This is a genomic window from Leifsonia sp. PARNA 1/14 (assembly GCF_055720965.1).
The window spans coordinates 159,315-172,970 of sequence record NZ_JBVQSP010000006.1; the positions used below are offsets into that span (position 1 = coordinate 159,315).

The 13,656-nt window shown below is 68.9% G+C and carries 11 protein-coding genes and 1 tRNA gene; 4 read left to right on the forward strand and 8 right to left on the reverse strand.

The genetic code is table 11. The features are described 5' to 3' along the window. Position 1: 1 nt before the first annotated feature. Complete coding sequence (locus AC0HS0_RS16385; protein ID WP_472965197.1) at positions 2-1,483, reverse strand: alpha-L-arabinofuranosidase C-terminal domain-containing protein; 1,482 nt, start codon at positions 1,481-1,483, stop codon at positions 2-4. Between the two features lie 187 nt (positions 1,484-1,670). Here AC0HS0_RS16385 and AC0HS0_RS16390 point away from each other — a divergent pair, with 187 nt between their 5' ends. Then, the gene (locus AC0HS0_RS16390; RefSeq protein WP_472965199.1) at positions 1,671-2,717 is read left to right on the forward strand and encodes a LacI family DNA-binding transcriptional regulator; all 1,047 of its coding nucleotides are present in this window, start codon (positions 1,671-1,673) and stop codon (positions 2,715-2,717) included. 110 nt (positions 2,718-2,827) lie between these two features. After that, positions 2,828-4,198, forward strand: a complete 1,371-nt coding sequence (locus AC0HS0_RS16395; RefSeq protein WP_472965201.1) for an amidohydrolase family protein — start codon at positions 2,828-2,830, stop codon at positions 4,196-4,198. Between the two features lie 456 nt (positions 4,199-4,654). Here AC0HS0_RS16395 and AC0HS0_RS16400 read toward each other — a convergent pair. Then, a tRNA-Ser gene (locus AC0HS0_RS16400) sits at positions 4,655-4,744 on the reverse strand. Positions 4,745-4,846: 102 nt separating this feature from the next. Between AC0HS0_RS16400 and AC0HS0_RS16405 the strand changes: the two genes are divergently transcribed. Beyond that, positions 4,847-5,620, forward strand: coding sequence for an SGNH/GDSL hydrolase family protein (locus tag AC0HS0_RS16405; protein ID WP_472965202.1), 774 nt, complete (start codon positions 4,847-4,849; stop codon positions 5,618-5,620). A gap of 9 nt (positions 5,621-5,629) precedes the next feature. Here AC0HS0_RS16405 and AC0HS0_RS16410 read toward each other — a convergent pair whose 3' ends face one another. The 6 genes from AC0HS0_RS16410 to AC0HS0_RS16435 all read right to left on the reverse strand — a co-directional run bounded on the left by AC0HS0_RS16410 (position 5,630) and on the right by AC0HS0_RS16435 (position 12,595). Further along, positions 5,630-6,553, reverse strand: a complete 924-nt coding sequence (locus AC0HS0_RS16410; RefSeq protein ID WP_472965203.1) for an alpha/beta fold hydrolase — start codon at positions 6,551-6,553, stop codon at positions 5,630-5,632. 175 nt (positions 6,554-6,728) lie between these two features. Then, a complete protein-coding gene (gene radA / locus AC0HS0_RS16415; RefSeq protein WP_472965204.1) occupies positions 6,729-8,090 on the reverse strand; it encodes a DNA repair protein RadA in 1,362 nt (453 codons plus the stop codon). 159 nt (positions 8,091-8,249) lie between these two features. Next, complete coding sequence (locus AC0HS0_RS16420; RefSeq protein ID WP_472965205.1) at positions 8,250-8,885, reverse strand: hypothetical protein; 636 nt, start codon at positions 8,883-8,885, stop codon at positions 8,250-8,252. Positions 8,886-8,930: 45 nt separating this feature from the next. Beyond that, complete coding sequence (locus tag AC0HS0_RS16425; protein WP_472965206.1) at positions 8,931-9,446, reverse strand: amino-acid N-acetyltransferase; 516 nt, start codon at positions 9,444-9,446, stop codon at positions 8,931-8,933. Positions 9,447-9,522: 76 nt separating this feature from the next. Beyond that, the gene (locus tag AC0HS0_RS16430; protein ID WP_472965207.1) at positions 9,523-12,045 is read right to left on the reverse strand and encodes an ATP-dependent Clp protease ATP-binding subunit; all 2,523 of its coding nucleotides are present in this window, start codon (positions 12,043-12,045) and stop codon (positions 9,523-9,525) included. A 127-nt stretch (positions 12,046-12,172) separates the two neighbouring features. After that, positions 12,173-12,595 (reverse strand): hypothetical protein, encoded by a 423-nt coding sequence (locus AC0HS0_RS16435; protein WP_472965208.1) that lies wholly within the window; start codon positions 12,593-12,595, stop codon positions 12,173-12,175. 73 nt (positions 12,596-12,668) lie between these two features. Between AC0HS0_RS16435 and AC0HS0_RS16440 the strand changes: the two genes are divergently transcribed. Continuing rightward, positions 12,669-13,652: a pirin family protein gene (locus tag AC0HS0_RS16440; protein ID WP_472965209.1), complete on the forward strand. Its 984-nt coding sequence runs from the start codon at positions 12,669-12,671 to the stop codon at positions 13,650-13,652. The last annotated feature ends 4 nt before the right edge of the window (positions 13,653-13,656 follow it).

Sequence of the window (13,656 nt, forward strand, 5' to 3'; positions counted from 1 at the left end):
GTCAGCTCGCGGACACCGGAGGGATGGTCACGACCATGACGGTGTGGGGCGGCACGAGGACGGTGCCGCCGTCGAAGGCGACCTCGAGCTCCACCGGCACGACGGCGTCGGGGTGCTCGACGTCGTTGTATGAGTTGGCGTATTCGCCGGTAAGGACGACCCCCGGGTAGCGGCCGTGGATCGCGGAGCCTGCGACGTCGACGTTCACCGCGACCTCTCGGGTCTCGCTCTTGTTGACCAGCACGATGGCGAGCTCGCCGTCGTCGTGGACGGTGGAGACCGCGTCGACGACAGGCACGTTCCCCGCGCCCGTGACCAGGTCTTCGGAGGTCACGCGGGTGTTGGCGACCCGGGACCCGAGGAGGTTGGCGTACATGCTCATCACGTGGAAGGTGGTCCGCTTGACGATGCCGCCCGAGTGGGTGAAGAGCGGGCCGCGGGCGTTGACGCTGGGGGAGATGTTCGCCATGCCGACGACATCGGAGTTGCGCAGGCAGCTGTTGAGGAACGATGCCGAGAACACGGCGTCGGCCATCGTGTACGTGCTGTTGTCGTCGTTGAGGTCGCGCGCTGCAATCGCAGCCTCCGAAGTACCTTCGGGATGGTGCCAGCCGCGGAGGTTCCACTCGTCGAACGCGATCTTGATGTGCTTCTGGCCGGTCGCCTCCAGCAGCGAGCGCGCCAGGACGATCCGCTTCTCGGGGTCCATCGTGCGCGCCATCACCTGGAGGTAGGTCGAGGGCGCGTTCTCCTGAGCCAGGTCGTCCCAGTAGCCGTGGATGGACATGTAGCCGAGCTGGGCGCCGGCGGCCTCCATCATGGGGCCGACCCAGTCGATGCGCTCGATGGCCGCGGCGAGCAGCGAAACGCTCTCGTCGGTGCGGAGGATGATCTTGGCCGCCTCCTTCACGAAGGCGGGCCACTCCTCACTGGACTTCCGTGCGAGCTCCCACTTGGCGTAGTTCTCGTTGCCGATGCTCCAGAACTTCACGTTGTACGGCTCGGTGCGCCCGTTGGCCACGCGGAGGTCGGCCCACTTGGACCCGGCCGGCCGGTTGGTGTACTCGACCCAGTCGGCCATCTCCTCGATGCTCCCGGTGCCGGCGTTCGTGACGAGGTACGGCTCGGCGCCGAGGAGCTCGCACCAGCGCAGGAACTCGTCGGTGCCGAACGTGTTCGGGTCGGTCACCCGCCATGCGCGGTCGTAGACGGGCACCCGGTGTTCGCCGACCGCGTCGAGCCAGTGATAGGCCGAGACGAACGAGCCGCCAGGCCAGCGGACGACGGGCACCTTCAGTTCACGCAGCGCCTCGAGGACGTCGAGCCGGAAGCCGGACTCGTCCGAGAGCGGAGAGCCGGGCTCGAAGATGCCGCCGTAGACCTGCCGGTGGAAGTGCTCGATGAAGTGGCCGAAGATGTTCCGGCTGTACTCATGGCGGGATCCATTGAGGCTGATCTCGATCGTGGCGACGTGGTCGGACATTTGGATTTCGCTACCTAACTCCTGGCTGCTTCGACGGGGACGCCGAGGCCGGAGCGGGAGTGTGCGACCTCGAACTAGAAGCACGGTACCTCAGCTGTTCACGCAATTGCAAGAACAGAATCCGAGCTTGTTCATGAACATGTTCTTGTCTAGGATGGGAGAACAACGTGAGCAGGCGGGAGACCCCATGAGTTCCAGCGATCGCGCGAGCTCGAAGCCCGCGACCATGCGCGACGTCGCGCAGGCCGCCGGGGTGCCGCTGTCCGCAGTGGCACTCGCCCTCGGTGACAAGCCGGGTGTCTCCGCCCAGCGGCGGGCGGCCGTTCTGCAGGCCGCCGAAGAGCTCGGCTACGACCGCAGCAACCGTTCGAAGCGACTCCTCTACGGTCTCGTGATGGAGGAGGTCTCGGCGGAGGCCCGCGCGGAGGGTTTCGTCGACAGCCTGATCTCCGGCGTCTTCCGAGGAGCCCGCGACGTGGGTGCGCAGATCGCGCTCGGCCTCTTCCACCCCGGTGTCGATCCGCTGGAGGAGTTGCGCGACCTGGCCTCCCGCCCGTTGAACGGCCTGATCGTCGCCAATGGCGGCGACATGACCCTCGAGGTCATCGACCAGATGGCCGCGAGCGGGATCCCGCTCGTGCTGGTGGAGAACCGGGTCGACCGCCCGATCTCCTCGGTGAGCTCAGACAACATCACCGCCGGCCTCACCGCAACCCGGCACCTGCTCGACCTGGGCCACCGGCGGATCGCGGTGATCCAAGGTTCGGATCGCTACATCTCGCTCACCGACCGCTTCCGCGGCTACCTACTGGCGATGAACGAGGCGGGCGTCTCGCCCGACCCGGAGCTGATCGTCCCGCAGCAGCCGCACAGTCCGCACAAGGGATACGAGCAGGCCCACCATCTTCTGTCCCTCGACGAGCCGCCCACCGCGATCTACGCCGTGAGCGACCGCAGCGCGATGGGAGCGCTCGAGGCCATCGCGGAGCGCGGCCTCCGTGCGGGCGTCGACATCTCGGTGGTCGGCACCGACAACATCGCATCGAGCGCCGTCCACTCGCCCGCCCTGACCACGTTCGACACGGCCTCGGGCGACCTGGGCCCGGTCGCGGTGCAACGGCTCGCATCGATGTCGGCCGACTCCCGCATCGTCTCGCACACGGTCGTGGAGGGGCACCTGGTCGTCCGGGAGACGACCGGCGCTCTGCTCGCCGAGCGGATGCTGAGCACCTGACCCGATCTCTGCCACAAGTCTTCCTTGTTCTCCTTCCCACCAGAACAAGGTGAGGAGGCCGCCCGGCCGACTCACTCGGAACGCCGACATCGGCACTGCGGAAGGCACCTGTGAAGCACTTCGATCTCGTCATCGTCAACGCCACCATCCTCACGTCCGCCTGGAGCGCGGAGAGTCCCCTCCCGAACGCTTACCTGGCCGCACGGGGTGGAGTCATCGCCGAGATCGGCGCGATGGCCGACCTCGGCGAGCACGTCGCCGCTGAAACCCTGGACGCCGAGGGCCAGTGGCTCCTCCCCGGCCTGATCAACACGCACACGCACGCATTCCAGTCCTTCGCGAAGGGGCTGGGCGCCGACCACGAGCTGGTCGAATGGCTGGCGCTCGGTGCGCTCCCCTACGGCGAGCTGATGACCCCGCGGCACCAGGAGCTCTCCGCACGCCTCACGGCGATGGAGGCGTTGAAGAGCGGTTGCACCACACTCACCGAGTTCTTCTACACCGCGCAGGATCCTGCCCTGGCCGATGGCTGCATCCGGGGCCTCGAGAGCACCGGCATCCGCAGCGTCTTCATCCGCACGTTCCAGGACTGCGGCCAGGAGTACGGGATGCCGACCTCCTTCATCCAGCCGGCCGACCAGGCGATGGAGGAGGTCACCCGACTGCGCCGCGACTACGGGCATCGCGGCGACATGCTGTCGATCTGGACCGGCCCCGACGTGACGTGGTCGACTTCTCGGGACGGTTACCGGACGATGCTCGAGTACTGCCTCAGCGAGGACGTCCGCTACGCGACTCACATCGACGAGACCCTCGTCGACAACGAGATGACGAGAGCCAACTACGGGTCGGCCGTCATCCCGATGCTGGAGCAGCTCGGCTTTCTCACGGACAAGATGCTCGCGGTCCACTGCGTGAACCTCACTGCAGACGAGATTCGAGCCTTCCGCGATAACTCGGTCGCCGTCAGCTACAACCCCGTCTCCAACATGTACCTCGGCTCCGGCGTTGCACCCGTGCCCGCGTTGCTGGAGGCCGGTGTCACGGTCTCCCTCGGAACCGACGGAGCCGCCAGCAACAACGCCACCGATATGCTCGAATGCCTCAAGTTCGGCGCCCTGATCCAGAAGGGATTCAATCGCAAGGCCGCCGCTCTGAGCGCCTCGACGACGCTCGAGCTTGCGACGCTCGGCGGTGCAACAGCTCTCGGAATGAGCAACCGGCTCGGCACATTGGAGATCGGGAAGAAGGCCGACGCGTTCATCTTCGACACGCGGCACCTCAAATCGACTCCCGTGCACGATATCGCCGCGACCATCGTCTACTCCTCGTCGCCGGAGAACGTCGCCGCAACGATTGTCGACGGGAAGGTCGTCTACCGTGACGGTACATTCACGACAGGAGTGCACGAGGCAGAGCTCGTTGCTGAGATCGACTTCGAGGTCGCGGGGCTACGGGCGAGGGTTGAGGCTGCCGCCTGAACGCGTAGGACGCGCCGCGCTCTGAAGTGGCTTCGGCTAGGCCGGCTGCCCCTGCAAGACCCAGACAGTCATGGAAATTGCCACAGCGATAAGAGCGATCGCGAAACCCGAACCCAGCCCGGTGACAACGAGCTCCCATGGCGGATATGGGCGTTCATCTCGATGTCTCGCCCAATCCATCATGCGACCACGGCCTTTCACCGCTGCCCACACAGCCGCGACCCCCGCGGCGAAGCCGACCAGCGTCAAGCCGACAATCAGCGGCGCCAGAGTCCGACCCACACCCACGTGTTAAGCGTATTGGTACCCAATCGCGTGTCGTGGGACGCGCGGCCGAATGGCTGAGTCGCGCGATGCAGCGGTTCAAGTGTGGGCAAATTGTGGGTAAATCGCCTTTTCTGGGAAAGCGAAAACCCCCGGATCCCTTGTAAACACTGGGATCGCGGGGGTTTTCCGTGGCGGTACCGGTGGGATTTGAACCCACGGTGGGCTTTCACCCACACAACTTTTCGAGAGTTGCACCTTCGGCCGCTCGGACACGGTACCGCCGACGAGTTTACTGGAAGTGCGGCGCGGCCGCGAATCGACCGGGTGGCGCTCCTGGGTGATCCGCAGCCGGGCCGTGAAACCGCAGGGTACGCTGCGGGGATGGGGTTCCTGAAACCGGCGTTGTGGGTGGGCGGCGCCCTCGCGATCACGACGGCGACGACGGCGGCCGTCAGGGCTGGGCTCGCCCAGCATCAGGCACGGCTCGCGGCCGGGCGGGAGCGCATCAATCAGACGCTTCCGGTCCATTCGGCGTGGTGGCGGGAGCATGCGCAGACCGAAGGCGAGATCGTCTACGTCGCGATCGGCGACAGTGCGGCGCAGGGCATCGGCGCGTCCGTGCCGCGGAACAGCTACGTCGGCATCATCGCCGACCACATCCGCTCCGCGACCGGGCGTAGCGTGCGCGTCGTCAACCTGTCGGTGTCCGGCGCGACGGTCGCACTGGCGGTCGCTGACCAGCTCCCGCGGTTCTCCGGGTACGAACCCGACCTCGTGACGGTGTCCATCGGCGCCAACGACATCGCCGATTTCGACGCCGGCCGGTTCCGGGAGGGAATCCGGCGGGTGCTGGATGCCGTGCCCCCCGACGCGGTGGTGGCCGACCTCCCCTACTTCTACTTCCCCGCCAACGAGAAGAAGGTCGCCGTCGCCAACGCGATCCTCCGCGAGGAGGCCGGCGAGCGCGGGATGACAGTGGTTCCGCTGCACGAGGCCATGCGCAGGGAGGGGATCCGCGGGGCGATCACGCAGTTCGCCGAAGACTGGTTCCACCCCAACGACCACGGCTACCGGGTCTGGGCGTCGGCGTTCCTGCCGGCCGTCCTCGAGCAGGCGACGGCGAAGTTTCCGCGGCGGCCTCCGGTCGACGCCTGACCCCTCCTGTCAGGATTTCGTTCCGGGCGCGAGGTGCGACAGCACGCGACCCCAGGCCTGTGCGATGACCAGGTGGCCCACGCCGGGCACCATCTCCATCCGCGCATCCGGGATCGCCTTCTGATACCAGGCGGCGTGCGCGTTGCCCGCGATCGGGTCGGCCTGGCCGCCGATGATGAGCGTCTTGGCCTGCACGTCCTTCGGATCGAAGCCCCAGGGCTGCGCGGTGTAGCTGAGCACGTCGCCGGCGACCCCGCCCGGCCCCTGGCGGAACGCGTCGATCAGCATCCGGCCGAGCCGGTCATGGAGGCCGCGGCGCTGCAGTGCGCCGGCATCCGCCGGCCCGGCGCCGAGCAGGTCGAGCGGGACCGATCCCTCCCCGTCGGCGGCATGGACCGCGTCCGCCTGGCCCTGCATCATCCCGGACAGCCGGCTCAACGCGGTGTCCGGAGGCTGCTGGGCGAGCTCGTCGGAGAGCTTCTGAAGCTCGGGCGGGATCCACTGCACGTGCTCATTCGGCGCGGGGGTTGCCACCACCGCGACCCGGTCGACGAGATCGGGGTGGCGCGCTGCGAACGCAAGGGCCACTCGGCCGCCGGCCGACCAGCCGGCGATGCCGATCGTCGGCGGGCGATTGACGCCGAGCGGGCCCTCATACCGCTTCATGTCGCGGATGTATTCGGCGATGTCGTCCGCTGCGCGCACGATGCTGGGCCACGTCCCGAACGGCCACGGGTCGCTGGAGCCGTAGCCAGGACGGTCGAGCGAGACGATGTGCACGTCGCGGTTCGCCGACTCGTCCGGGTCGGGATCGAACGCCGACGATCCTGGCGCGGGATGACAGAACACGACGACGCGCTCCGCGATGGGGTCGCCGAGCGTCGTCACGCCGACGCGCCGGCCCGAACGGAGGGTGAAGGTCAGGTTGGCCATGCCGCCATTGTGCTCCGGAGGGCCGACACGCAGTACCCCAGGGCCCCGGTGGCGTCGGCAACGGAGGAGATCCAGTGCGGCACGCCGCGTGGCGGCTGCTCCGAGAAGAGACCGGACGCGGGAGATCGGACGCGTTCAGCGCGGTATCCCCTCCGTCGGCGACGAGCCGCGGCGCTTAGAACGCTGCGTCGAGTTCCCGCTCGCGCTGGGTGGCGGCCGACGAGAAGGCGACGCGGAGGGCCTCCCTCACGGTGGCGCTGCGCTCGTCGATGCGGGTGGCGAAACCGAGGCGGGCGGCCTCGGTGGCGCGCTGCTTGCCGCTGGTGACGGGACGGATCTCGCCCGCGAGGCTGATCTCGCCGAAGGCCACGAGCGTGTGCGCGATGGCGCGGTCGGTCGCCGCCGACGCGACGGCCAGGGCGATGGCGAGGTCGGCGCCGGGCTCGGCGAGCCGCACCCCGCCGACGGTCGACACGTAGACGTCTTTGTCGCCGAGGCGGATGCCGGCGCGGCGCTCCAGCACGGCCAGCAGCATGGCGACCCGCGACGAGTCGACGCCGTTGGTCACCCGCCGCGGGTTGGGCGCGGTGGTCGCGACGACCAGGGCCTGCACCTCCACCGGCAGCGGGCGCCTGCCCTCCATCGCGACGGTGACGCACGTGCCTGAGACCGGCGTGGTCGTGCGGCTGAGGAAGAGGCCGCTCGGATCGGGTACCTCGGCGATGCCGTCGCCGGCCATCTCGAAGCAGCCCACCTCGTCAGTCGGCCCGAACCGGTTCTTGAGCGCCCGCACGAAGCGCAGCGCCGTCTGCCGGTCGCCCTCGAACTGGCACACGACGTCGACCAGGTGCTCGAGCAGCCGCGGGCCGGCGATCGAGCCGTCTTTGGTGACGTGTCCGACGATCAGCACGGGGAGGTCGCGCTCCTTGGCCACACGGATGAGCGTGCTCGCCACCTCGCGCACCTGGCTCGGGCCTCCGGCGATGCCCTCGGCCGAGCCGCTCGAGACGGTCTGCACCGAGTCGACGATCACCAGCGACGGCTTCACGGCGTCGATCTGCCCGACGATGGTCGCCAGGTCGGTCTCGGAGGCGAGGAACAGTTGATCGTGGAGGGCACCCGTGCGCTCGGCGCGCATGCGCACCTGGCTGACCGACTCCTCCGCGCTCACGTACAGTACCGGCCGCCCCTCGCGCGCGGCCCGGGAGGCCACCTCGAGCAGCAGGGTCGACTTGCCGACCCCGGGCTCTCCGCTCAGGAGGATGGCCGCACCCGGCACGATTCCTCCCCCCAGCACGCGGTCGAACTCGCCGATTCCGCTCGGCCTCCGCTGCGTCGACTCGACGCCGATCGCGGTGATCGAACGGGCCGCGCGGTCGGCCCCGACCGTCACCGGCGTCAGCGTGCGCAGCACCCCCGTACGCGCCGCCGCCTCGGCCACCGTGCCCCACTCCTGACACTCGCCGCAGCGCCCGACCCACTTGACGGTCGTCCAGCCGCACTCGGTGCAGCGGTACGTCACAGCGGCTTTAGCCACGGCACCTCCTCGGTCGGGCCGGACGATCCGGCGCGTCCCACACTACGGGCGGCCACCGTCACTCGCCGGAGGATCGCGGAACTCGTGCAGAAGGCTCGCGCCGGCCGCTCTCTGGAGGAGCAGATGCTGTGGAGGAGAAGACGCCGTGGAGGAAAACAGTCACTGCAGGATGAACTGCTTGGTCGTCGGCGACGTGATCCCCGCGACAGACACCTGCAGGTGGTACGACGCCCCTCCGGCCGGCACCTGCTGCCGTTGCGCCTGGCAGGTCGACGGGTCGGATCGCGTGCGGTCCCACGTGATCGGCGTCTGCGACGAGATGGTCTTGCCGGGCTGGAGCAGCACCTGCGCGTCGACCTTGGAGGCCTGGCAATCCGTCGATTTCCAGTAGACCTCGGAGCCGCTCGTGATCGTGAACACCTGCTGCGACGTGCCTGCGTCGATGACGCACGCGGACGACCCGGTGTTGGTCAGCGCGACCGAGAGCTGCGGGAGCTGGCCGGTCGCGTACTGGGCGGCGTCGGTGACGGCCTCCACCTTGACGTCGGTCGGCTTGCACTCCTGGCCGCTCGCGGTCGCGCTGGAGGTCGGGATGCTGGTCGCGGCGTCCGGCGTGGGCGTGGAGGAGGAGGTGCTGACGGGAGCCTTCGCGGGCTCGCCGCTCGACGAACCGGGCCGCACGACGATGAGCACGATCACGACGACGACGGCGACGAGGCCGATCAGGACGATGAGCCTCCGGCGCCAGTAGACGCTGCTCGGCTGCGGGCCGACAGGGCGCTTGAACGTCGACATGCCCGAAGGTTAGCGCCGACGTGCGACACGCCGACGCAGGCGCGCTCAGAGGCGCTTCAACATGCGCGTGTTTCCCAGGGTGTTGGGCTTCACGCGAGCCAGGTCGAGGAACTCGGCGACTCCCTCGTCGGTCGACCGCACGAGCTCGGCGTACAGGGTCGGATCGACGGTCTCGCTGCCCATGTCTTCGAAGCCGTTGCGCTCGAAGAAGCCGACCTCGAACGTCAGGCAGAACAGCCGGTCGAGCCCGAGTTCGCGGGCGTCGCCCTCCAGCCGGGCGAGGAGGGCGCGGCCGACGCCGCGGCCGAGCCACGGGTCGGCGACGGCCAGCGTGCGCACCTCGGCGAGGTCGCTCCACATCACGTGGAGGGCGCCGCAGCCGATCAGGTCGCCCTCGGCGGTCTCGGCGACCCGGAACTCCTGCACCGACTCGTAGAAGGTCACGGCCTCCTTGCCGAGCAGGATGCGTCGCTGCACGAGCGGCTCGACGAGCTTCTGGATGCCGGGAACGTCACTCGTACGCGCCCTCCGAACCACATACGCGCTGCCGTCACCACTCACCCTCCAACCCTACCGACCCCGAGCACGACGAAGGGCCGGCCCCCGCGTGTGCGGAGACCGGCCCGGGTCGACTGCGTCAGTCGTTCGCGGCGAGGTCCGGCGTCGCCGGGCCGGTGCCGATCGCGGCGGTGGCGTTCACGCCCGCGCCGACCGACTCCTGACGGACCGTCGTGGTGAACACGAACTCGCCGTTCTGGAAGTCGACGTGCACGTGGTCGCCGGCGTTCAGCTCGCCGTGGAGGATCTTCTCGCTGAGACGGTCCTCGATCTCGTGCTGCACCGCGCGGCGCAACGGCCGGGCACCGAGCGTCGGGTCGAAGCCGACCTCGATCAGCCGCTCCTTGGCGGGCACCGCGAGCTCGATGGTCATGTCGCGGTCGAGCAGCCGGTCGGAGAGGCGCTTGATGAACAGATCCACGATCTGCAGAAGCTCCGCCTTGTTCAGCTGCGGGAACACGATGATCTCGTCGACGCGGTTGAGGAACTCCGGCTTGAAGTTCTTCTTGAGCTCCTCGTAGACCTTGCCGCGCATCCGGTCGTAGCCGGTGGTCGGGTCGCCCTCGATCTGGAAGCCGACGGGGCCTCCGGAGATGTCCTTCGTGCCGAGGTTCGTGGTCATGATGATCACGGTGTTCTTGAAGTCGACGACGCGGCCCTGGCCATCCGTCAGACGTCCCTCCTCCAGGATCTGGAGCAGCGAGTTGAAGATGTCGGGATGCGCCTTCTCGATCTCGTCGAACAGCACGACGCTGAACGGCTTGCGGCGCACCTTCTCGGTGAGCTGCCCGCCCTCCTCGAAGCCGACGAACCCGGGAGGGGCGCCGAACAGCCGGGAGACCGTGTGCTTCTCGCCGTACTCCGACATGTCGAGCGAGATCATCGCCGACTCGTCGTCGAACAGGAACTCGGCGAGCGCCTTGGCCAGCTCGGTCTTACCGACACCGGTGGGGCCGGCGAAGATGAAGGAGCCGGACGGACGCTTCGGGTCCTTGAGGCCGGCGCGCGTGCGACGGATGGTCTTCGAGAGGGCCGCGATAGCCTCCTCCTGACCGATGACGCGCTGGTGCAGCGCCTTCTCCATGTAGACCAGGCGGGCCGACTCCTCCTCGGTGAGCTTGAACACCGGGATGCCCGTGGCCTGCGCCAGCACCTCCGCGATCAGGCCCTCGTCGACCTCGGCCGTCGTCTTGACGTCGCCCGAGCGCCACTGCTTCTCGAGACGCAGCCGCTCGCCGAGGAGGTTCTTCTCCTCGTCGCGCAGACTCGCGGCCTTCTCGAAGTCCTGGTCTTCGATCGCGGCCTCCTTCTGGGAGCGCACGGCGGCGATCTTGTCGTCGAACTCGCGCAGCTCCGGCGGCGCCGACAGGATCGACAGGCGCAGACGGGCGCCGGCCTCGTCGATCAGGTCGATGGCCTTGTCGGGGAGGAAGCGGTCTTGGATGTAGCGGTCAGCCAGGTTGGCCGCCGCCACGATCGCACCGTCGGTGATGGACACCTTGTGGTGCGCCTCGTAGCGGTCGCGCAGGCCCTTCAGGATGTTGATCGCGTGGGGCAACGACGGCTCGGCGACCTGGATCGGCTGGAACCGGCGCTCGAGCGCGGCGTCCTTCTCGAAGTGCTTGCGGTACTCGTCGAGCGTCGTGGCGCCGATGGTCTGCAGTTCGCCGCGGGCGAGCAACGGCTTCAGGATGCTGGCGGCGTCGATCGCGCCCTCTGCGGCGCCCGCGCCGACGAGGGTGTGGATCTCGTCGATGAAGGTGATGATGTCGCCGCGGGTGCGGATCTCCTTGGTGACCTTCTTGAGGCGCTCCTCGAAGTCACCGCGATAGCGGGAGCCCGCGATCAGGGAGCCGAGGTCGAGCGTGTAGAGCTGCTTGTCCTTCAGTGTCTCCGGGACGTCGCCGCGCACGATCGCCTGGGCGAGGCCCTCCACGACGGCGGTCTTGCCGACGCCGGGCTCGCCGATCAGCACGGGGTTGTTCTTGGAGCGGCGCGACAGGATCTGCATGACGCGCTCGATCTCCTTCTCGCGCCCGATGACCGGGTCGAGCTTGTTGTCGCGCGCGGCCTGCGTCAGGTTGCGGCCGAACTGGTCGAGGATCTGGCTACCGGCCTGCGCGGTGGTCTGATCGTTGCCTCCGACCTGGACCTGCTCCTTGCCCTGGTAGCCGGAGAGGAGCTGGATGACCTGCTGGCGCACGCGGTTGAGGTCGGCGCCCAGCTTGACGAGCACCTGGGCGGCGACGCCCTCGCCCTCGCGGATCAGGCCGAGGAGGATGTGCTCGGTGCCGATGTAGTTGTGGCCGAGCTGCAGGGCCTCGCGCAGGCTGAGCTCGAGGACCTTCTTGGCGCGCGGCGTGAACGGGATGTGGCCGGTCGGCTGCTGCTGGCCCTGACCGATGATGTCCTGGACCTGCTCGCGGACCGCGTCCAGCGAGATCCCGAGCGACTCCAGCGCCTTGGCGGCAACGCCCTCACCCTCGTGGATCAGGCCGAGCAGGATGTGCTCCGTCCCGATGTAGTTGTGGTTGAGCATCTTGGCCTCTTCTTGGGCCAGGACGACGACGCGACGAGCGCGGTCGGTGAATCTCTCGAACATCTCTACTCCTCTCGCCACCGTTGCAGGGTCGGTGTCGATACATCGAGAGTAGCCGCGGGTCACCGGGCTGCGGAGGCATGTTCGCTGGAGGCGCACGTCCGCGCCGTGCAGAATGCGGGCCTCCCTGTCAGCCGCGCAGCGCCGGAATGGTGAGGGTGGTGTCGGGCAGCTTGACCGTCACGTCGGAGGTCGTGGTGACGCCGCTCGGCGTCGTGAACACGGTGGTGTGCGGCACCAGGTCGTGCGTGCAGACGCCGCCCGACGCGGGCGAGAGCGTGGCCTCCAATTGATTGGAGGCGACCACCTTGACGGACTGCACGGTAGGCGGGCACGTGGAGCTGCCGTAGAGCACGATCCCGAACTGTTTGCCGCTCTGCATCCAGGCCGCCCAGGAGGCGCCTCCCGCGCTGCTGGCCGGCGCTTCGACGCCCTTCGGTTCACCCGCGTAGTCACTGACCGGCTTCACCTGCGTGGTCGAGCAGCCCGCGAGCAACAGCGCTGCAGCGGCGACGGCGACGAAAGAGGTCAGAGGGCGTGCTGCTCGGTTCACGCGCTCATTCTAGGGGCGGCCGGCTGTGTTTCTCGGGGGCGAGCCCGGGCGCGCGGGAGCCTAGGATGCCGCTATGAGCAACCTCGAACGCGACCCGGTGGAGGTCCTGGTCGGCGACGACGCGGTGGTCGACGACGCCCGGGTCGAGATCCTCGAGCCGAGGGAGGTGCCCCTCGGCGGCCCGCGCGCGATGACCGTTCGGCGCACCCTCCCCCAACGCCGCCGCTCGCTGATCGGCGGCTGGTGCTTCGTCGACCATTACGGGCCCGACGACGTGGCGGCGACCGGTGGGATGCAGGTGCCGCCGCACCCGCACACCGGCCTCCAGACCGTGAGCTGGCTGTTCGAGGGCGAGATCGACCACCGTGACAGCGTCGGCAGCCACGCGCTCGTGCGGCCGGGCGAGCTCAACCTGATGACGGCCGGGCGCGGGATCAGCCACTCCGAGGTGTCGACGCCCGAGACGCGGCGCCTGCACGGCGTGCAGCTCTGGGTGGCGCTGCCGAGCGCCTCCCGCGACGTGGAGCCCTTCTTCGAGCACCATGTGCCGGTGCCGTCGACGCTCGGCGAGGCGTCGGTGCGGACTTTCGTGGGGGCGCTCGCCGGCAGCGGCACGGCCGCGACCGTGTTCTCGCCGCTGGTGGGCGCCGAGCTGGTCGTGCCGGCTGGGGCGCGTGTCATGGTGCCGCTCGACCCGTCGTTCGAGCACGGCGTGCTCGTCGACGCCGGGGACGTGACGGTCGACGGTTCGCCGGTGCCGCTCGCGCACCTCGCCTACCTGTGCCCCGGCCGCACAGCAGTGGAGGTGTCGGCCGGCCCGGACGGCGCGGCGCGCCTCCTGCTTCTCGGCGGCGAGCCGCTGGGCGAGGAGATCGTGATGTGGTGGAACTTCATCGGCCGCAGCCACGAGGACGTCGTCGCGGCGCGCGCCGAATGGCAGCGCGACGTGATCGACGGAGAGGACCCGGACGGCCGCTTCGGCACCGTGCGGGGCTTCGACGGCGGCGCCCTGCCGGCGCCGGCGCTCCCGACGGTGCGGCTGAAGCCGCGCGGCTGACTGC

What these genes read in the sequence shown, in the direction of transcription:
- AC0HS0_RS16385 (WP_472965197.1), bottom strand. Translation starts at nt 1,483, where the DNA reads ATGTCCGACCACGTCGCCACGATCGAGATCAGCCTCAATGGATCCCGC.
- AC0HS0_RS16390 (WP_472965199.1), top strand. Translation starts at nt 1,671, where the DNA reads ATGAGTTCCAGCGATCGCGCGAGCTCGAAGCCCGCGACCATGCGCGAC.
- AC0HS0_RS16405 (WP_472965202.1), top strand. Translation starts at nt 4,847, where the DNA reads ATGGGGTTCCTGAAACCGGCGTTGTGGGTGGGCGGCGCCCTCGCGATC.
- AC0HS0_RS16410 (WP_472965203.1), bottom strand. Translation starts at nt 6,553, where the DNA reads ATGGCCAACCTGACCTTCACCCTCCGTTCGGGCCGGCGCGTCGGCGTG.
- AC0HS0_RS16420 (WP_472965205.1), bottom strand. Translation starts at nt 8,885, where the DNA reads ATGTCGACGTTCAAGCGCCCTGTCGGCCCGCAGCCGAGCAGCGTCTAC.
- AC0HS0_RS16430 (WP_472965207.1), bottom strand. Translation starts at nt 12,045, where the DNA reads ATGTTCGAGAGATTCACCGACCGCGCTCGTCGCGTCGTCGTCCTGGCC.
- AC0HS0_RS16440 (WP_472965209.1), top strand. Translation starts at nt 12,669, where the DNA reads ATGAGCAACCTCGAACGCGACCCGGTGGAGGTCCTGGTCGGCGACGAC.